A 16,845-nucleotide genomic window follows, 5' to 3' on the forward strand; every position below is an offset into this window, starting at 1 on the left:
AGGTCAGACGTCGACCTGCATGACCGCCTGGGAGCCGGTGATCTCGGGGAACGCGAGAACGATCTTGTCACCCCGCATCAGCGCGCCGTTCTTGACGGGGTCGAAGAAGGTGTAGGTGCCGCGAGACCCGTCGGCCCGCTCCAGCTTGACCGACACCTCGGCCGGGCTGATCGCCGTGATCGCGATCGTGGTGGCTCCCAGCGCGCCGCCGAGCGCGATCCGGTCCCCGGGCCTGACGTGCACCCGGCAGTGACCGTCCTTGCAGGACGCGAAGTTCCGGCCCTCGTCGGGCAGGGCCGCGACCGTCGGTGAAGGCTTTGTGGTGGTAGGACTCGAAGTCGCGGCCGGTCGTGAGGTGGTGGTCTGCGTGGTCGCCGGAGTGGTTGTCGTCCCCGGCGGGGCGGCAGGTCCGGGCGGGGAACAAGCCGCGAGGGCACTGACCGCCAGTGTCGCCACCGCTGCCACCGTGCGCGAACTGGTCATGACGCGGAGCGTAGGTCCGGTGTGGTGGGACCGGTCCCGGACCTGCGATCGGCATGTTTCCCAGTGAGGGCAACGTTTCCCCGCGTCGGCGAAGGTCCACGGACCGGGTCACCGAGTCCCGCCGCCCCCGGCGGATCACCAGGGGATGACGTCCGACGGCGAGTTCGGCCCGCGGAAGACCCCGGTGGGGCCGTCGGCGGGGATCGTCGCCAGCGTGACCGGCACGACAGCGCCGTCGGCGGTGGTGCGGTCGCCGCGCGGGAACGGCGCCGCCGCGTTCTGGTCGGTCGGTACGAGTCCCGGGCTGACGGCGTTGACCTTGATGCCGTCGGCCTGAAGCGCCTTGGCGTAGACCAGGGTCAAGGCGTTGAGCGCGGCCTTGGACGAGCTGTACGCGAGGAAACCCTGGACCGGGCCGTCCAGCAGGGTCAGTGATCCCAGACCGCTGGACATGTTGACGATCCGCGGGTTGGCGGAGCGGCGAAGCAGCGGTAGGCACGCGGATGTCACCGTGACCACGCCGAAGACGTTGACCTCGTACACCTGGCGGAGGTGCGCGGCCGTCATGTCGGCGGTGCCGACACCCCACTCGACCATGATCCCGGCGTTGTTGACCAGGACGTCCAGCCGCCCGGCCGCGCTGTCGACCGTCCTGACGGCCGCCTGGACAGAGTCCGCGTCGGTCACGTCGAGCTGGACGGAACGTACGTCGCCGGTCAGGTTCGTCGCGGCGGCACGGCCACGTTCCGGATCACGGGCGCCGAGGTAGACGGTGAATCCCCGCGCGGCCAACTGGCGGACGATCTCGTGGCCGATGCCTTTGTTGCCGCCAGTGACAAGTGCTACGTCGTTCATGCCACCCACTCCAGCCGACGCGGCGCCGGAAGGGAAAGACCGATCGGGTGGCATGCCATACCTTGGCGGTATGCCGGAGATCCGCGAACTGCGCTACTTCTGCGCCGTCGCCGACGAGTTGAACATCACCCGCGCCGCCGAACGCCTGGGCATCGCTCAGCCGCCGCTGTCGCGCGCCATGCGTCAGCTGGAACGCCGGCTCGGCGTCGGCCTCTTCGACCGCACCGGAAACCGGCTTGTGCTGACCGAGGCCGGTGAGGTGTTCCGCAAGGAGGCGGCGGTCGTGCTCAGCGCGCTCGACTCCGCGGTACACCGGACACGACATGTCGGCCGCGCGCTCGTCGTCACCGCCAAACCGGGCGTCGCCACGCGGTTGCTGCTTCAGATCAGCGAACGATTCCGTGCCGATCCGGCCGCGCCGGAGATCCGGGTGGTGGTGAGCGGGTTCGGCGAACAGGCCGACATGGTCCGGGACGGGCGCGCGGACGTGGCCATCGCCGCCTGCGTCGACGGTCACGATCTCGACGTCGAACTGCTGGCGACCGAACCCCGCGTCGCCGCTCTCGCCGCCGGGCACAAGCTGGCCGGCCGCGAGGTGCTCAGCACCGCCGACCTGATCGACGAGCCCGCGCCCCGGTGGAACGACCCGAGGGTGGTCGACCGCGACTACTGGCTGGGCAACCCCCGTCGCCCGGCCGACGGCCCGATCGTGCGGGACAGCGCCCAACTGCTGGACGTCGTCGCCCTTGGCCAGGCCGTCGCCCTGGTTCCCGTCTCGCTGGCCACGGCGAACGTCCGGCCCGATGTGACCTATCGGCCCGTGTCCGACGCGCCGCCGTACCGCACCACGGCGCTCTGGCCCGCGGGCAGCCGATCGGCATCGATCGCCCGGTTCCTCCAGACAGCGCGCGTGACTCTGCTGGAACGCCCCTGACGTAGGCGCCGAGGCAACTCAGGTCCTGCGTCGGTTGCGGTAATGGTGGACGACCAACGTCACCCCGCACGTCAGAGTGATCACTCCGAACACGACACCGACGATGATGTCGAGGTTCGCGACCGAGGCGACGACGTTGCCGGACGCGCTGACGATGAGCACCAGCCACACCAGGGGACGGAACATTCCGGTGCGCTGCTCGGGAACGGTCATGACACCGACGTTAGGCCGCTACGGCGGCCGTTTCGATCCTGTGAACTGCACAGCACCGGTACAGCAGGCTGTACTCCGGCACTGCCGCTGGCGGGATCGCCCGATCATGCCCTGAAACGTAGGTTCGCTGGGACATTGACAAGCGACCTCACCAAGGGGGGAGCGGGTGCAGACCACGACCGTCGCCGTCGTCACGACGGACATGTTGTTGCGCACCGGGGCGAACGTCATGCTGAGCGGGCGCAAGGATGTGCGTGTCGTCCCGCAGGACGAGGCCCGGACGGCTGACGTCGTCGTGCTGATCGAAGCGAAGGTGACCAGAAACGGGCTGACGCAGCTCGATCTGGGCCACGACCGGGAGCGCGCGTGCGTGATCGTCACCGATCACTTCCGGGAGGACGATCTGCTGGCCGCGGTGTTCCGAGACGTCACGGCGATCCTGCCGCTGCGGGAGACCGACGCGGCCCAGCTGATCGCCGCCGTGCTGGGCGCCCGCGAAGGACTGGCGCGTTTCCCGCCCCTCCTGCAACGCAGGCTCCTGTCGTTCATCCGGGACATCGACCAGGACGTGCTGCGGCCGAACGGGCTGACGGTGGCCGGCCTGACCGAACGCGAATGCGACGTGCTCAGGCTGCTCACCGCCGGGCTGAGCACCGGGGAGATCGCGGCGAGACTGTCGTACTCCGAACGAACCGTCAAGAACGTGCTCTACCGGGTGATGAAGCGGCACGGGTTGCGAAACCGCGCCCATGTCGCGGCATACGCTGTGCGGGCGTGTGTCTGCTGAGGAGGTTGGATGCCGGCACGGCGATGGGACCTGAGGTCCCGTGTCCGCGACACCGTGGACGCGCTGGAACACATCGTGGGCGGGATGGCGACGGCCGTCATGGCGGTCGCGATGCTGCCGTGGCTGGCGATCACGGCGTTGTTGAGTGTCGTCGGTGTCGGCCTGTTCCTGGCTCCCACGGCACTGCGGATGGTGCGCGTGGTCGCGGACCGGGAGCGTGCGCGGCTGTCGCGTTGGGGCTACGACATCGTCGGTCCGGAGCCGGTATCCACGTCGCTGATCGCCGCGTTGCGCGATCCCGCGGTTCGCAAGGAACTCGGCTGGCTGCTCTGGCACGGGACCGCGGGACTGGTGCTGAGCCTGGCCGGGATGTCGCTTCCGCTCTGGGTGGTCACCGACCTCACTTTCGTGTTGTGGTGGCGTTTGCTGCCGGCAGGCGAAGCCGCGGACACCCTCGACATCGTCGCGGTGAACGACACGTCGGATGCCATCTGGGTGAGCGCCATGGGTGTGGGCTGGGGTGTTGCCGCCGTTTTTGTCCTGCCGCTGCTGGCCCGCCTGCAGGCGTGGCCCGGCCGTCAGCTGCTGTCCCCGGCTCCGGGCACTGACCTGGCTGTCCGCGTGGCACGACTGGCCGCCACTCGTGCCGCCGCACTGGAAGCGCACGCCACCGAGCTACGACGGATCGAGCGGGCACTGCACGACGGGACCCAGAACCGGCTGCTGGCCGTCAACGTCCTGCTGGGTGCCGCCCGGCGTGCCCTGGCGCGTGATCCGGCCACCGCCGACGAGATCCTGGCGCGGGCCCAGGATTCCGCCGAGCAGGCCTTGGCCGAGTTGCGGGACGTGGTCCGCAGCATTCTGCCGCCGGTGCTGACGAACCGGAGTCTGCCCGACGCGCTCACCGCACTGGCCGCGTCCTGTCCCGTGCCGTGCCGGATCGACGCCGACCTGCCCGACCGGTTCGCTGCTTCCGTTGAGGCCACAGCGTATTTCGCCGTGGCCGAGGCGTTGACGAACATAGCCAAGCACAGCGGGGCCGCCAACGCTGTTGTCAGCCTTGGTCGTCATGAGGACATGCTGGTGGTAGAGGTCGTTGACGACGGCCATGGCGGCGCCGACGAGCGTGGCGGATCCGGGCTCGCCGGCATCCGTCACCGGGTCGAAGCACACGACGGAACGTTCACGCTGACCAGCCCGGTCGGCGGTCCCACGAGAATGACGGTGAGCCTGCCATGCGGATTGTGATCGCCGAGGACGACCTGCTGCTGCGCGAAGGACTGGCGTTGCTGCTGCGCAGCGAGTCGCTCGACGTGGTCGCCACGGCGGGCGATCCGGGCGAGTTCCTCGCCGCGGTGGGCGAACACTCGCCCGACGTGGCCATTGTGGACGTCCGGATGCCGCCGACGCACACCGACGAGGGCATCGTCGCCGCGGTGGAGGCCCGGCGGCGCCAGCCCGATCTGGCCGTGCTGGTGTTGTCCGCCTACGTCGAGCAGGCGTTCGCGACGGAGTTGCTGGCGGGCGGCGGTTCCCGGCTCGGTTACCTGCTGAAGGAGCGGGTCGGCCGGGTCGAGGAGTTCCTGGACGCGCTGCACCGGGTGGCGAACGGCGGGATGGCCATCGACCCCGAGGTCGTGGCGCAGCTGTTGACCAAGTCCCGGCCGGACACCCGCCTGGAGCGGCTCAGCGCGCGGGAACGTGACGTGCTCGCGCTGATGGCGGAAGGCCTGGGCAACAGCACGATCGCCGAACGGTTGTCCGTCACGGACGGTGCCGTCCACAAACACATCCGCAACATCTTCGCCAAACTGGACCTCGCCCCGACCGACCGGGTGGATCGCCGGGTGACAGCGGTCCTGCGGTATCTGGAGAACGACCGGCGCCGCGGCTGATCAGGACACCGCCGCGGCCGCGACGGATGTCGTCGCACGGACGAAGGCGGCCACGGCGGGGGAGTGCGAGGTCTGTGGCCACGCGATGGTGAGTGTGGACGGTTCCAGGTCCTCGACCGGGCGGTAGGCGATGTCGGGCCGGGGGTGGCGGCGGGCGACCGAAGCGGGCGGGAACCACACGGCGCTGCCCAGTTCGACCAGGTTGAAGATCTGGGCGAGGTCCAGGTTCGTCCGTTTCCCGCGCGGCCCGGATGCCTCGTCGTCGGCGGGCGTGCCGTCGGGCAGTTCCCGTCCCGCCAGGTCCGCAAGGCACAGGCTGGGACGGGCGACGAGTGGGTCCGTGGCCGCCAACGCGACCAGGCGGGCCTCGGTCAGCAGCGGCTCGTGATCAAGGCCGCGATCGTCAAAAGGCGCCGGGAGAAGGGCGACGTCGGCGCGGCCGTCGTGCAGGGCGGGTACCTGTTCGCCTCGGCCGCCCATCAGGATCTCGACGGGCAGACTGGCCTCCTCGCGCTGGTACGTGGCCAGCACCCGCGGCAGCAATCCGGCGTCGTAGTCCGCCTTGAGGGCGACGCGGAGCGTCGGTTTCGGTTGTCCGGCGTGCCGGGCACGCCGGGCGGCCGCCGTGATCGCGTCGAGCGCGATCCGGGCGTCCCGCAGGAAAACCGTGCCCGCCGGGGTGAGCGAGACCTGGCGTGTGGTGCGTTCCAGCAGTGGGACGCCGAGCTGGCCTTCCAGTTCGCGGATCGCGCGGGACAGCGGTGGCTGCGCCATCCCGAGCCGCTCCGCCGCGCGCCCGAAATGCAGTTCCTCGGCGACCGCGACGAAGTAGCGAAGCTGCCGTGCCTCGGGGTCACTCATATCGCCAGGGTATCAATGGTGACCGGATCGGTCCTTCAGTTCCGCGGGCCCCGGGGGTTGGCTTGACCGCATGATCGTCGTCACCACACCCACTGGCGCCATCGGCAGCCAGGTTGTCACCATCCTGCTCGACAATGACGCGCCTGTCCGCGTCATCGTGCGCGACCCCGCGCGCCTGTCACCTCAAGTCCGGGAACGTGTGGAGGTCGTTCCCGGCTCACACGGCGACATCGACGTCGTCACCAAGGCGTTCGCCGGTGCGGACGCCGTGCTGTGGGTGGTACCGCCCAACTTCCGGACCGACAGCCTCGATGCCACGTATGTCGGTTTCACCAAACCGGCGTGCGCGGCGATGACGAGCCAGGGCGTAGAGCGGGTGGTCGGCGTCTCGGCGCTGGGCCGGGGCACGCCGATGGCCGGGGAAGCCGGGCTGGTGACGGCGTCGCTGGCGATGGACGACCTGATCGCGGGCACCGGCGTCGGCTACCGTTCGCTCGCCTTGCCGTCCTTTATGGACAACGTGCTGCGGCAGGCCGCCGTGATCAGGAACGAGGGTGTGTACGCCGAACCGATGCCCGGCGACCACAGGGCGCCGACGTGCGCCACCCGCGACATCGCCGCGGTGGCCGCGAAGTGGCTGCTCGACTCCTCATGGAGCGGACAGGACAGTGTCGCGGTGCTCGGTCCGGAGGACCTGTCGTACAACGACATGGCGCGGATCATGAGCGAGGTGCTCCAGCGTCCGGTTCGCTACGAACAGATCCCGATCGATCGGTTCAAGGAAGGACTGCTCGCCAACGGTGCCTCCGCGGTGATGGCGCAGGGCTACGTCGACATGGTGGTGGCCAAGCAGAACGGCCTGGACAACGCCGAGCCGCGCACACCGGAGTCCAGTTCGCCCACGACCTTCCGTCAGTGGTGCGAGGACGTGTTCAAGGTATAGCAGCCTGTACCCGGAACTGGGATGGCAGGGGTATCGTCCTGACCGCCGTCCCGCTGTTGGATTTCCGGTATGACCAGGCCTCATCACGCCCTCCGAACCGGTCCGTTCGAGACGGTGCCGACCGCAGCGGTGACGCTGGCGGAAGTCAGCAAGATCTACCCCGGTGGTGTACGCGCGCTGGACGGCGTGTCGCTGACGGTGGATCGTGGACGGTTCGTGGCGGTGATGGGGCCGTCCGGATCGGGCAAGAGCACGCTCATGCACTGCGCGTCCGGACTCGACACCCCGACGTCGGGCAAGGTGTTCATCGACGGCACGGAGATCAGCTCGCTCACCGAGAACCGCCGCACCGAACTGCGGCGGCGGAACGTGGGATTCGTCTTCCAGTCCTACAACCTCGTGCCGTCGCTGACCATCGCCGACAACATCACGTTGCCGCTGCGGCTGGCCGGTGCGGCAGCCGACCAGGAGTGGATGCGGACACTGGCCGGGCGGGTCGGGCTCACCGACCGGCTGTCCCACCGCCCTGCCGAGCTGTCGGGCGGTCAGCAGCAGCGGGCGGCGATCGCCCGGGCACTGATAGCGCGTCCGGCGGTGTTGTTCGCCGACGAACCGACAGGCGCGCTCGACCTGCGCACCGGCCGGAACGTGCTGGACCTGTTGCGGGAGCTGGTGAACGAGCTGGGGCAGACCGTGGTGATGGTCACCCACGACCCGGCGGCCGCCGCCCACGCCGACCTCGTCCTGATCATGGCCGACGGTCACATCGTGGACACCCTCACCGGGGCGAGTCCCACGACACTGGCCCACCGGATCGCGACAGTAGAGGCGGAGTAGGGAAATGCTGCGTCTCGCACTGCAGACCGCACGCCGCCGGGTGGCGGCGTTGGTGGCTGTCGCCTGTGCCATGTTCGGGGGAGCCGCGCTGGTGACCGGCATCGGCGTGATCGCCGAGTCCGGCCTGCGCTCCCAGATGCCGGTCGAGCGGCTGGCCCGGGCGGACGTCGTCGTGTCGGCGCCGCAAAGCCACCAGCCGCCCGAGGACCTGCCGATCGGGTTGCCGGAACGCAACCGGCTGCCGGTGGAACTGACCGAACGGCTGGCCGGGGTGCCGGACGTGACCGCCGTCATCGGAGACGTGAGCTTCCCCGCCGCGGTGCTGTCCGCTCAGGGCACGCCGGTGACCGCGAGCGGACACGGCTGGTCGGCCACCAGACTGGCGGACGAGCCAGGGGTGACGGGCCAGCCGCCGACCAGGCCGGACGAGCTCGCCGTGGACGCCGGCACCGCCGCGGCCGCTGGTGTCCAGGCGGGTGATCGGGTCAACGCGGTCGTCGCGGGCCGGACCGCGCAGTTCCGGGTCACGGCCGTGGTCACGTCACCCGAGCCGGGGCTGTACTTCGCTGACGACACAGCGATCCAGTTCACCGAACGGCGCGTGGACTTCATCGCGATCCAGGCAGCTCCCGGCAGGACGGACAATGTGGCCACTGCGGTCCGCGAAGCGCTGGGCGACAACGATCTCGTCGTGTCGACCGGCGCCGACCGCGGTGACGTCGAGTCGCCCGGTGCGGCGGCAGCCCGGTCGTTCCTGCCCGCGTTGGCCGGTTCGATGGCCGGGGTCACGTTGCTGATCATCGGTTTCATCGTCGCGGGTGCGTTGAGCGTGTCGATCGCGGGCCAGCGGCGGGATCTCGCCCTGCTCCGGGCAGTCGGCGCCTCGCCGAAGCAGATTCGCGGGCTCGCCGCGGGCCAGGCCACCCTGATGGCCGCGCCTGCCCTGGTCCTCGGTGCCGGTGCCGGGTATCTGCTGGCGGATCTGTTCCGGGGGATGCTGGTCGGCCTCGGCTTCCTGCCCGCCGGGTTGCCGTTGACCGTCAGCCCGTTCCCGGCTGTCGCGGCGCTTCTGCTGCTCCTGCTGGTGGTGCAGGCGGCCGCGCGTGGCTCTGCCTGGCGCACATCCCGGCTGCCCGCCACCGAAGCGGTCTCGGAGTCCCGTGTGGAACCGCGGACGCCGTCGAAGACCCGTACGTACGCCGGTGTGCTCCTGATCGTGGCGGCGAACGTGATCGCTGTCATTCCGCTGGTGAGCCAGACCAGTTTGGGAGCCAACACGACCGCGATCGCCGGAATCCTCGCCACGGTCGGGCTCGGGTTGTGCGGCCCCGCCATGGTCCGCTGGGTGAGTAGCGTGCTGGCCGCGAAACTGCCTGCGCGGGTGTCGGCCCCGACATGGCTGGCCGTCGCCAACACCAACGGGTACGCCATGCGCGTCGCCGGTGCCGTGACGACCTTGGCGATGGCCGTGGTGTTCACCCTGACTTACACACTGACCCAGACGACGCTGATCACTGCGATCGACCGGGACGTCGAGGCGACCGGCAAGGCGGAGCTGCACGTGACCGCACCGGCCACCGGCGGACTGCCCCAGGACGCCCTCGACGCGATCACCACCACGCCGGGAGTCAAGGCCGCGGCGCCGGTCTCCACGACCACAGTGCTCTGGCCGGGCAGCGTGTTCGGCCAGATCCAGGTCGAAAGCAGCTCCGCGCTGATCCTGACGCCCGCCGCCGCGAACGTGCTCGACCTCGACGTGCGGTCCGGCGACCTGAACGACCTCACCGGTGCCACGGTCGCCGTGTCGGGTGATGCGGACCTGGGCAGCGAGGTCGGTTTCCACCTCGGCGACGGCACGTTCGTCAAGGCCAAGGTTGTCGCCACCTACGGCCGTGGCCTGGGGATCGGCGAGGTGGTGGTGTCCCGTGACCTGGCGATCGGCCACACCACCAGCGGGCTCGACCAGCGCATCCTGATCCGTACCGACGACCCCGGGACGGTTCGCGCGAGCCTCGCGTCGAACCCGGTCCTGGTGGTGGGGGAGGGCTCCGGCCTCGCGACCGGCACCGGAATCCCGCCGGAGCTGTGGATCAACATCGTCGTGCTGGGTGTGCTGCTCGGCTACCTCCTGCTGGGCATCGCGAACAAGCTGGTCGCGTCGACCGCGCAGCGTCGCGCCGAACTGGCGAACCTGCGGCTGATCGGGGCCACTGCCCGGCAACTGCGCAGGATGATGCGGCGCGAGGCCTCCGTGATCTGCGGAATAGCGCTGGTCACTGGGCTCGTGCTGGCGGCGGTGCCCATCGTGTTGCTGTCACTGGGTTTGCTCGGCCAGCCGTGGCCCGCGGGCCCGGTGTGGTTGCTGCCGCTGGTGATGGGCGTGGTCGTGGTCATCGCGTTCGCCGCGATCGAACTGCCCACTTGGCAGGCGTTGCGGCCGCCGCCGGTCGACGCGCGAAACCACCAGTCCTAGACGCCGGCGCTCTACTCGCTGGATGCCGTGGTTCCATCAGGTAGCGCCTCCAGCTCGGCCAGGTCTGGGCGGAGCTGCCTGATCCCTACGCGGTCTGAGCGGCGAGGTCGGCGAGATGGTCTGGCGCTAGAAGTTCATCTTGCTGTCGGTCGTTCGCCTGACAGCAGGTGGTTCCTCCCCTTCGTAATCTTCGAACCGAAGGGAAGGAAATGACAATCAAACTAAAACTTTCGAGGACTGCGGCAAGGCTGACCGCAATGGTCCTGGTAGTCCTGGGTGCGTTGGCCATGGTCACCACGTCCGCTCAGGCGGCCACCGAGCGCCGGATCTATCACCATCAAAGCGAGCTCTGCCTCGATGGCAGCGTTTCCCAGGGGATTCGGCTCAACAAATGCAACACCAACGGCTATCAGGACTGGGAAGTCATCAACAACCACACCGGCGGTGACGGCACGGTGTTCAGGCACGTCGAGAGCAGGCTGTGCCTCGATGCGAGCGTCGACAAGGGCGTTCGGCTCAACAAGTGCAACTACACCACCTACCAGCAGTGGTACCGCTCCACCAGCGGAGCCAAGGACCTCTTCCACTCCCAGAGCCACTTCTGCCTGGACGGCAGTGTCTCGCAGGGAGTTCGGCTCAACACGTGCACAGACAACAACACCTACCAGATGTGGACGTTGTTCTGACTTTCATGCGGTGAGGGGAAAATGACAATCAGGCAAACACTGTCGAGAACCGCGGCGGGGCTGGCCGCGATGGCCATGGCAATGCTGGGTGCGGCAACCATTGGCGTCGCACCCGCGGCTGCCGCCACGCACGAGCCGATCATCCACGACCAGAGCGGACTTTGTCTGGACGGCAGCGTTTCCCAGGGCGTTCGGCTCAACAAATGCAACGGGTCCAGTTACCAGGGGTGGACCGTTTCCGGCTACTACCTCAAGCACAACCAGAGTGGGCTGTGCCTCGACGGCAGCGTTTCCCAAGGAGTTCGGCTCAACACCTGCAAGTGGAACAGCTACCAGCGGTGGTCGACCTTCGACGGCTACAAGCTCGAACACGAGCAGAGCGGACTCTGCCTCGACGGCAGCGTTTCCCAGGGCGTTCGGCTCAACACGTGCAACTACTCCACCTACCAGGACTGGGCTGTGCTTGACACATAGCCGTTAGCACGGTCCGACGACCGGGTGCCCTGCGGCACCCGGTCGTGGTGCGCGACGGGTACCGACGACCGATTGCTACCTGGTACGCGAGTCCAGCCCTCGGGTTATCGTCCAGAGCAGGCAGAGTTTGTGTTCCTCCAGGCGGGTGTTGACGTGGATGCCGTCCGTCCACAGGTACACGTAGTCCAGTTCGGACAGGTCGCGTTGGGCGAAGGTGCGTTGCCCGGCCTTCCGCTGTTCGGTCAGCTTCGTGATCACCGCCGCGGACAAGGCCTTCGCGCTGCCGGGGAACTGACCCAGCGCGGGCACGAACTCCCCGCTGGAGAGGTTGAGATGACGGAGTAGGAAACAACCCCGTCATCTCCTCCCAACTTGGAAAGACCCGGGTGTCAGAGGTACACGCTCGGGTGCTGGCCGGTGACGCGCCGGAACGCCTCGGCGAACGCACCTGGCTTGTGGTAGCCGACGGCACGGGCGGTCGCACCGACCGAGGCGCCCTGTGCGAGGTGGATGAGCGCGGCCCGGACACGCGCGTGGGTCCGCCATTGCGCGAACGTCATGCCGGTCTCCTGGGCGAACAGGCGGGTGATCGTCCGGACGCTGGAATGGGTGTGCACGGCCCACATGGCGAGGTCCCGGTGGTCGGCCGGGTCGGCGATCAGGGCCTCGGCGATCTCCCGGGTCCGGGGGTCCTCGGGCAGTGGCACGTGGAAGGTGGTGTCGGGCACCGGTTCCAGCAGGCTCAGCAGCAGTGACACGGCCGTCGCCCGGGTGTCGTCCTGTTCCGGGTGCTGGTCGAGATGGACGATCAGCTCACGGACCAGCGGCGTGATCAGCACGCCTGTGGGTTCGGTCCAGGTGATGGGGCAGTTCTTGGCGTTGAGCACCACCGCGTACCCGCGTCCTGGGCGGAACACCTCGACGGCGTGCGGACATCCGGCGGGCATCCAGAGACCGTGGGTCGGCGGGATCAGCCAGTCGCGGGTCGCTGTGCGCAGGGACACCATGGCTGTGGCCGACCACGAGATGAGGTGCTCCGCGTGCTCGTGCAAGCCCATGGTGCCGCCTCGGTGCATGTCGCCGCCGACGGCGATCACACTCTTGGCCAGTTCGGGGTCAAGCTTGGCCACATGCCGCATGTCGGCCATCCTACGGTCGGACCATGCGCAAACTGGCGACAACCGCCGAAGTCGAAGCCACGATCGGCAAGCCCTCATCCATGGTGATGCTGAAGACCACGGACACCCTCGATGACGGATGCCGGAGTGTCCTGGCCCATGCTCGCCTTGCCGGGTTCGGCTTCCGTGACGGCGACGGGATCTCCCGCACCACGTTCGTCGGCGACGTGCGGGTGGATTCACCCACGCGGCTTTCCTTTGACGCTCCCGCGTCGCCGTCACCGCCGGCCGGCAGTGGGGCCTCGATGGTGTTCCTCCTACCCGGCGTCGGGGAGACGTTGCGCCTCAACGGTTTCGTCGGGAACGCCGAAGGCGGCCGGGTCGCCGTCGACGTGGCGGAGAGCTGGGTGCACTGCGCGAGATGCGTCCTGCGGTCGAAGCTGTGGAGCGAAACGCCGCGCGCCGTTGCGGCGCCGCGCTCGATGCGTGCGTTCCTGTCGTCGGCGACCTTCGCTGTCGTGTCCACTTGGGACGCCGATGGTCACGGTGACACGAGCCCCAAAGGCGATCCGCCCGGGTTCATCCGGGTCCTGGACGACGACACAGTGGCCATACCGGACCGTCGAGGCAACAAGCGGGCCGACACGTTCCGCAATCTGGTGTCGTGCGACGACATCTCCCTCGCGGCATTGATCCCGGGCGTCGACGAAGTCCTGCACCTCAGCGGCGCCGCATACGCGACTGACGACGCGGCGCTCCTGTCCACGATGGCCGTCAAGGACAAGCCGCCCCACGCGGCTCTCGTGATACGCGTCGAACGAGCTGAGATCAACCGGAACCACGCGGTGAGCGAGTCGGGAATGTGGGACCGGTCGGCTGACCCGTCCGACGCTCCCGACCTGATGAAGGTCGCCGCGGCCCACCTGGCCCGCAACAGCGGCACAGCCACCCGGATGCTCGCCAAAGGCTTTGCCGCGTCCCCGAAACTGGCGCGGCGGGCGATCGACGCGAGCTACCGCAAGGAACTCAGGGACGAGGGTTACTGAAACCAGCGGCGGCCCTGCCCGGCCAGCACACGGCCGAACTGGAGTTCGGGGAAGTGCGCCCCGGCGCCCAGCGTGACGCCGTCCTCCAACTCACGGAACAGCCGTTCGCGCACCTGCTGCGCCAGCTTGGGGTCGACGTCGCTCATGGCGTGCCACGAGGGCTCGTCGAGTTGCACAGGGCACGTGATCGCGTCGCCGAGCAGCAGTGCGCGGCTGCCTTGGGACGCGACGATCACACTCAGATGACCGGGAGTGTGGCCCGGCGTCATGATCAGCGTGACGCCGGGCGCGATCGTGGTGTCCTGGCCGACGAGCCGCAGGCGGGTCCCGCGTTCGGCCGAGTCCAGGAAGCCCTGCCGGATGTGCACGGCCATCGCCCTGGCGGGATCCGCGACGAAGTGGCTCCAGTCGTGCGCGCCGAACCAGATGGTGGCGTTGGGGAAGACCGGCACGGCCTCCCGGTCGAACAACCAGCCGCAGTGGTCGGAGTGCAGGTGCGTGCAGACGACATCGGTGATATCGGCCGGAGCGACACCGACGGCACGTAACCCGAGCAGGAGTTGCCCGCCGAGGAGCAGCATGCGTGGTGTGGCGTCGTACATCGCGGGCCCGATCCCCGTGTCGACGAGGATGGTCCGGTCCTTGGTCCGGACGAGGAAACAGCCGATCGGCAGCCAGGCCATGCCGTCCCGGCTGAAGAGGTCCTCGTGGCCCTCGGCGCGGACGTGCTCACCGAAGTACTCGGGCGACGCCCGGAACGTGCCGTCGGACAGGGGATGGATGTCGATGTCACCGATGAGCATCTGGCGTCAGCCGTCCTGTTCTGCCGTGACCTGTTCGTTCCACTCGCGCTTGCTGGCCTGCCAGCCGTCCTCGTTCAGGCCGAGCCGCCAGTAGCCGGAGATCGAGAGCCGGGACAGCGGGATTTCGCGTTCGACACGCAGGTAGCGGCGCAGTTCCTTGACGAACGTCGCCTCGCCGTGCACGAACGCCTGCATCTGGCCGCGCGGGAACTTCAGCTCACGCACCGCCGTCACCAGCGACTGCCCGAAGGGCTGGTCGCCGCGGGTCAGCCAGGCGATCTCGGCATCGGCGGGCGAGTCCAGTTTCTGCACCTCGTCGGTGTCGGCGACCTCGATGAACGCCTTCACCGTCGCCCCCTCGGGCATGCCCTCCAGCGCCGCCGCGATGGCGGGCAGGGCGCTCTCGTCGCCCACCAGCAGGTGCCAGTCCGCCTCGGGGTCCGGGGCGTAGCCGCCGCCCGGGCCCATGAACCGGACCAGGTCACCGGGCTTGGCCTGGGCCGCCCACGGCCCGGCGATCCCCGCGTCGCCGTGGACCACGAAGTCCACCCACATCTCCGGGACCTCCGGTACCCAGCGGCGCACGGTGTACGTGCGGATCACCGGCCGGGCGTCACCCAGCTCGAACGGCTCGGGGAAGGTCTCGCCCGGCGGCGGGAAGAGGATCTTGATGTAGTGGTCGGTGTACTCACCGATGGTCAGCTCGCTCAGGCCGTCGCCGCCGAGAACGACACGAACCATGTGCGGACTGATCTGCTCCACCCGCGAGACCACGGCCGTGGTCACCCTGCGGGCACGTCGTTCTGCCATGACACGACACTAGGGGAGGAGCGGGAACACGCGCAGTTGGAGCATCGCGGCGAACCGGGCATCGGGGTCGGACAGGTCGATCCCGCCGATCTCGGTCAGGCGGCGCAGCCGGTACCGGAACGTGTTGGGGTGCACGTGAACGGCCGCGGCGGCGGCGATGACGTCGCCGAAAGCGTCCAGCCACGCCCGCAACGTCTCGACGAGGTTCGTGCTGTGCTTCTCGTCATACTCGGCGAGCCGGGCGACGGGGCCGGTGACCTGGCCGCCCCGGGCGGCGACGAGGTCACGCAGTTCCAGCACGAGCGCTTCCACGTACACGTCCGCGAGCCGCGCGACCCGGCTGCCGGAGGCCGTGCCCGCGCGCAGGACCTGGACCGCGCGGTCGGCGCTGGCGCGGGCCGCGGCCAGGCCGGCGACGTCCGTGGCGACCGGGCTCACGCCGATGAAGGCGGGGACCCGGTTGCCCACCCGGTCGAGGAAGTCGGTGGCGATCCGGATGCCCTGTGCCTCGCCGTCACGCGTGACGGGCAGCAGGCCGTAGGAGACGTCGCCGATCAGGGCGACCGCGCACCGCGGATGGATCGCGCTCAGGTGCATGGCCAGGCCGTCGGTCAACCGCTGCCGCTCGCTCACCACCGCGGCGTCCGCCGAATGTCCTGAGTGGACTGTGGTGAGCGCGAGCACGACGACGGGGAGATCGGCCAGACCCAGCCGGGACAACGCGTCACGGGCACCGGCGCCGCCTTCCAGCGCGGTGGCCAGCAGGTCGCCGCGCAGGCGGCGTTCGACGTCGGCACCCGCCCGGATGCGCAGCATGTGCAACGCGACGAGCTTGGCGCCGTCCCGCAGCGCCTGCGACCGTTCCGGGCTGAGCTTGCCGGGCACGGCGGCCCAGATCGACCCGAGGAACTCGTCGCCCGCGCGGACCCGCACGGCCACCCGCGGCACCAGGAAGTCCTCGAAATCCTCGGACGGCGGATCGATGTAGACCGGATCGTCACTGGTGTACAGCTCGCGGAACACGCCCTGTTCGGTCAGCAGCCTGGTGAACCGCTCGGGCACCTGACGGCCGAGGATCGTCTCCACCCTGGACGGATCGGCCTCGTCCTGGCGGCCGGAGAACGCCAGCACCCGGGAGCTCCGGTCCTCAATGGTCAGTGGCGCGTCGATCAGCGCGGCGACCGCGTTGGCCACGGCGAACAGGTCACCGGACGGCAGCCCGCCCAAGGTCTCCGGCTCCGCGTCGCCGACATCGCCCTCGGCGAGCAGCGAGCGCAGCAACGCCGCCAGCTGGGTCCAGGTAGCGCCCCTGGCCAGCGCCAGCACGGCCACGCCCGACTCGTCGGCCGCCGCGGCCAGCTCAGCGGACCGCCGCACGGGTGCGCGCAGCACGAGCGCCGCGGCGCCGGAGCGGCCCAGCGAACGCAGCAGGTGCACGGGCTCGCTGACCCCGACGCCGAGGACGATCGCGTGCGGGGCCAGGACCGGCTCCTCCAGCGGGTCGTGGATGGCGACCCCGCCGATGTCCCCCGGCCTGGCCGGATCGCCGTACACCAGATCCAGCAGCGTGCTGCCCAGGTCGCCGAGGATCCGGCCGAGGCTGGCGTGCGGTCGTGACGTCATCTGT

Annotated in this window: 18 protein-coding genes and 1 pseudogene; 10 read left to right on the top strand and 9 right to left on the bottom strand. The window is 69.3% G+C overall.

Translation table 11 applies throughout. From position 1 onward, the window contains the following. Positions 1-3: 3 nt before the first annotated feature. Positions 4-483 carry a hypothetical protein gene (locus GC106_RS23720; RefSeq protein ID WP_173134706.1) on the bottom strand — a complete coding sequence of 160 codons (480 nt, stop codon included), beginning with the start codon at positions 481-483 and terminating at the stop codon, positions 4-6. A gap of 135 nt (positions 484-618) precedes the next feature. Beyond that, positions 619-1,338 carry an SDR family oxidoreductase gene (locus tag GC106_RS23725; protein ID WP_173134709.1) on the bottom strand — a complete coding sequence of 240 codons (720 nt, stop codon included), beginning with the start codon at positions 1,336-1,338 and terminating at the stop codon, positions 619-621. Between the two features lie 70 nt (positions 1,339-1,408). Between GC106_RS23725 and GC106_RS23730 the strand changes: the two genes are divergently transcribed. After that, a complete protein-coding gene (locus GC106_RS23730; RefSeq protein WP_173134712.1) occupies positions 1,409-2,272 on the top strand; it encodes a LysR family transcriptional regulator in 864 nt (287 codons plus the stop codon). An 18-nt stretch (positions 2,273-2,290) separates the two neighbouring features. Here GC106_RS23730 and GC106_RS23735 read toward each other — a convergent pair whose 3' ends face one another. Continuing rightward, positions 2,291-2,485 carry a hypothetical protein gene (locus tag GC106_RS23735; protein WP_173134715.1) on the bottom strand — a complete coding sequence of 65 codons (195 nt, stop codon included), beginning with the start codon at positions 2,483-2,485 and terminating at the stop codon, positions 2,291-2,293. A gap of 166 nt (positions 2,486-2,651) precedes the next feature. Here GC106_RS23735 and GC106_RS23740 point away from each other — a divergent pair, with 166 nt between their 5' ends. From GC106_RS23740 to GC106_RS23750, 3 genes are read left to right on the top strand one after another with little or no spacing between them, the layout of a single operon-like run. After that, positions 2,652-3,272, top strand: coding sequence for a response regulator transcription factor (locus tag GC106_RS23740; RefSeq protein ID WP_173134717.1), 621 nt, complete (start codon positions 2,652-2,654; stop codon positions 3,270-3,272). A 9-nt stretch (positions 3,273-3,281) separates the two neighbouring features. Then, positions 3,282-4,520, top strand: a complete 1,239-nt coding sequence (locus GC106_RS23745; RefSeq protein WP_173134720.1) for a sensor histidine kinase — start codon at positions 3,282-3,284, stop codon at positions 4,518-4,520. Further along, a complete protein-coding gene (locus tag GC106_RS23750; RefSeq protein WP_173134723.1) occupies positions 4,508-5,167 on the top strand; it encodes a response regulator transcription factor in 660 nt (219 codons plus the stop codon). The genes GC106_RS23745 and GC106_RS23750 overlap by 13 nt, the downstream gene beginning before the upstream one ends. On the opposite strand, the gene GC106_RS23755 is transcribed toward GC106_RS23750, so the two are convergent. Then, positions 5,168-6,028: a LysR family transcriptional regulator gene (locus GC106_RS23755; protein ID WP_173134726.1), complete on the bottom strand. Its 861-nt coding sequence runs from the start codon at positions 6,026-6,028 to the stop codon at positions 5,168-5,170. It abuts the gene before it with no gap. A 70-nt stretch (positions 6,029-6,098) separates the two neighbouring features. Here GC106_RS23755 and GC106_RS23760 point away from each other — a divergent pair, with 70 nt between their 5' ends. The 5 genes from GC106_RS23760 (at position 6,099) to GC106_RS23780 (ending at position 11,441) form a co-directional block, all read left to right on the top strand. Then, on the top strand, positions 6,099-6,971 hold the full coding sequence (locus GC106_RS23760) for an NAD(P)H-binding protein (protein ID WP_173134729.1): 873 nt from the start codon (positions 6,099-6,101) through the stop codon (positions 6,969-6,971). Positions 6,972-7,040: 69 nt separating this feature from the next. After that, positions 7,041-7,808, top strand: coding sequence for an ABC transporter ATP-binding protein (locus GC106_RS23765; RefSeq protein ID WP_173134732.1), 768 nt, complete (start codon positions 7,041-7,043; stop codon positions 7,806-7,808). A gap of 4 nt (positions 7,809-7,812) precedes the next feature. Then, on the top strand, positions 7,813-10,281 hold the full coding sequence (locus GC106_RS23770) for an FtsX-like permease family protein (protein WP_173134735.1): 2,469 nt from the start codon (positions 7,813-7,815) through the stop codon (positions 10,279-10,281). 257 nt (positions 10,282-10,538) lie between these two features. Next, positions 10,539-10,967 carry an RICIN domain-containing protein gene (locus GC106_RS23775; protein WP_173134737.1) on the top strand — a complete coding sequence of 143 codons (429 nt, stop codon included), beginning with the start codon at positions 10,539-10,541 and terminating at the stop codon, positions 10,965-10,967. 21 nt (positions 10,968-10,988) lie between these two features. After that, the gene (locus GC106_RS23780; protein WP_173134740.1) at positions 10,989-11,441 is read left to right on the top strand and encodes an RICIN domain-containing protein; all 453 of its coding nucleotides are present in this window, start codon (positions 10,989-10,991) and stop codon (positions 11,439-11,441) included. 84 nt (positions 11,442-11,525) lie between these two features. Here GC106_RS23780 and GC106_RS23785 read toward each other — a convergent pair. Next, positions 11,526-11,768: pseudogene (locus GC106_RS23785) on the bottom strand (IS256 family transposase); the annotation flags it as partial. Between the two features lie 62 nt (positions 11,769-11,830). Continuing rightward, positions 11,831-12,580 carry a helix-turn-helix transcriptional regulator gene (locus tag GC106_RS23790; RefSeq protein ID WP_173134743.1) on the bottom strand — a complete coding sequence of 250 codons (750 nt, stop codon included), beginning with the start codon at positions 12,578-12,580 and terminating at the stop codon, positions 11,831-11,833. 23 nt (positions 12,581-12,603) lie between these two features. Here GC106_RS23790 and GC106_RS23795 point away from each other — a divergent pair, with 23 nt between their 5' ends. Further along, positions 12,604-13,605: a pyridoxamine 5'-phosphate oxidase family protein gene (locus tag GC106_RS23795; protein ID WP_173134746.1), complete on the top strand. Its 1,002-nt coding sequence runs from the start codon at positions 12,604-12,606 to the stop codon at positions 13,603-13,605. On the opposite strand, the gene GC106_RS23800 is transcribed toward GC106_RS23795, so the two are convergent. Genes GC106_RS23800 through GC106_RS23810 form a run of 3 tightly spaced genes read right to left on the bottom strand, consistent with a single transcriptional unit; the run spans position 13,599 to position 16,841 of the window. Then, on the bottom strand, positions 13,599-14,408 hold the full coding sequence (locus GC106_RS23800; RefSeq protein WP_173134749.1) for an MBL fold metallo-hydrolase: 810 nt from the start codon (positions 14,406-14,408) through the stop codon (positions 13,599-13,601). The genes GC106_RS23795 and GC106_RS23800 overlap by 7 nt on opposite strands. A gap of 6 nt (positions 14,409-14,414) precedes the next feature. Further along, a complete protein-coding gene (locus GC106_RS23805) occupies positions 14,415-15,218 on the bottom strand; it encodes a siderophore-interacting protein (RefSeq protein ID WP_173134752.1) in 804 nt (267 codons plus the stop codon). Between the two features lie 9 nt (positions 15,219-15,227). Beyond that, a complete protein-coding gene (locus GC106_RS23810; protein WP_173134754.1) occupies positions 15,228-16,841 on the bottom strand; it encodes a PucR family transcriptional regulator in 1,614 nt (537 codons plus the stop codon). Between the last annotated feature and the right edge of the window lie 4 nt (positions 16,842-16,845).

Origin of the sequence: Kibdelosporangium persicum (genome assembly GCF_013280595.1) — a bacterium.
GTDB lineage: Bacteria > Actinomycetota > Actinomycetes > Mycobacteriales > Pseudonocardiaceae > Kibdelosporangium > Kibdelosporangium persicum.

What these genes read in the sequence shown, in the direction of transcription:
- GC106_RS23775 (WP_173134737.1), top strand. Translation starts at nt 10,539, where the DNA reads ATGGTCCTGGTAGTCCTGGGTGCGTTGGCCATGGTCACCACGTCCGCT.
- GC106_RS23750 (WP_173134723.1), top strand. Translation starts at nt 4,508, where the DNA reads ATGCGGATTGTGATCGCCGAGGACGACCTGCTGCTGCGCGAAGGACTG.
- GC106_RS23800 (WP_173134749.1), bottom strand. Translation starts at nt 14,408, where the DNA reads ATGCTCATCGGTGACATCGACATCCATCCCCTGTCCGACGGCACGTTC.
- GC106_RS23770 (WP_173134735.1), top strand. Translation starts at nt 7,813, where the DNA reads ATGCTGCGTCTCGCACTGCAGACCGCACGCCGCCGGGTGGCGGCGTTG.
- GC106_RS23790 (WP_173134743.1), bottom strand. Translation starts at nt 12,580, where the DNA reads ATGCGGCATGTGGCCAAGCTTGACCCCGAACTGGCCAAGAGTGTGATC.
- GC106_RS23780 (WP_173134740.1), top strand. Translation starts at nt 10,989, where the DNA reads ATGACAATCAGGCAAACACTGTCGAGAACCGCGGCGGGGCTGGCCGCG.
- GC106_RS23720 (WP_173134706.1), bottom strand. Translation starts at nt 483, where the DNA reads ATGACCAGTTCGCGCACGGTGGCAGCGGTGGCGACACTGGCGGTCAGT.
- GC106_RS23745 (WP_173134720.1), top strand. Translation starts at nt 3,282, where the DNA reads ATGCCGGCACGGCGATGGGACCTGAGGTCCCGTGTCCGCGACACCGTG.
- GC106_RS23760 (WP_173134729.1), top strand. Translation starts at nt 6,099, where the DNA reads ATGATCGTCGTCACCACACCCACTGGCGCCATCGGCAGCCAGGTTGTC.
- GC106_RS23755 (WP_173134726.1), bottom strand. Translation starts at nt 6,028, where the DNA reads ATGAGTGACCCCGAGGCACGGCAGCTTCGCTACTTCGTCGCGGTCGCC.
- GC106_RS23810 (WP_173134754.1), bottom strand. Translation starts at nt 16,841, where the DNA reads ATGACGTCACGACCGCACGCCAGCCTCGGCCGGATCCTCGGCGACCTG.
- GC106_RS23765 (WP_173134732.1), top strand. Translation starts at nt 7,041, where the DNA reads ATGACCAGGCCTCATCACGCCCTCCGAACCGGTCCGTTCGAGACGGTG.
- GC106_RS23725 (WP_173134709.1), bottom strand. Translation starts at nt 1,338, where the DNA reads ATGAACGACGTAGCACTTGTCACTGGCGGCAACAAAGGCATCGGCCAC.
- GC106_RS23735 (WP_173134715.1), bottom strand. Translation starts at nt 2,485, where the DNA reads ATGACCGTTCCCGAGCAGCGCACCGGAATGTTCCGTCCCCTGGTGTGG.
- GC106_RS23805 (WP_173134752.1), bottom strand. Translation starts at nt 15,218, where the DNA reads ATGGCAGAACGACGTGCCCGCAGGGTGACCACGGCCGTGGTCTCGCGG.
- GC106_RS23795 (WP_173134746.1), top strand. Translation starts at nt 12,604, where the DNA reads ATGCGCAAACTGGCGACAACCGCCGAAGTCGAAGCCACGATCGGCAAG.
- GC106_RS23730 (WP_173134712.1), top strand. Translation starts at nt 1,409, where the DNA reads ATGCCGGAGATCCGCGAACTGCGCTACTTCTGCGCCGTCGCCGACGAG.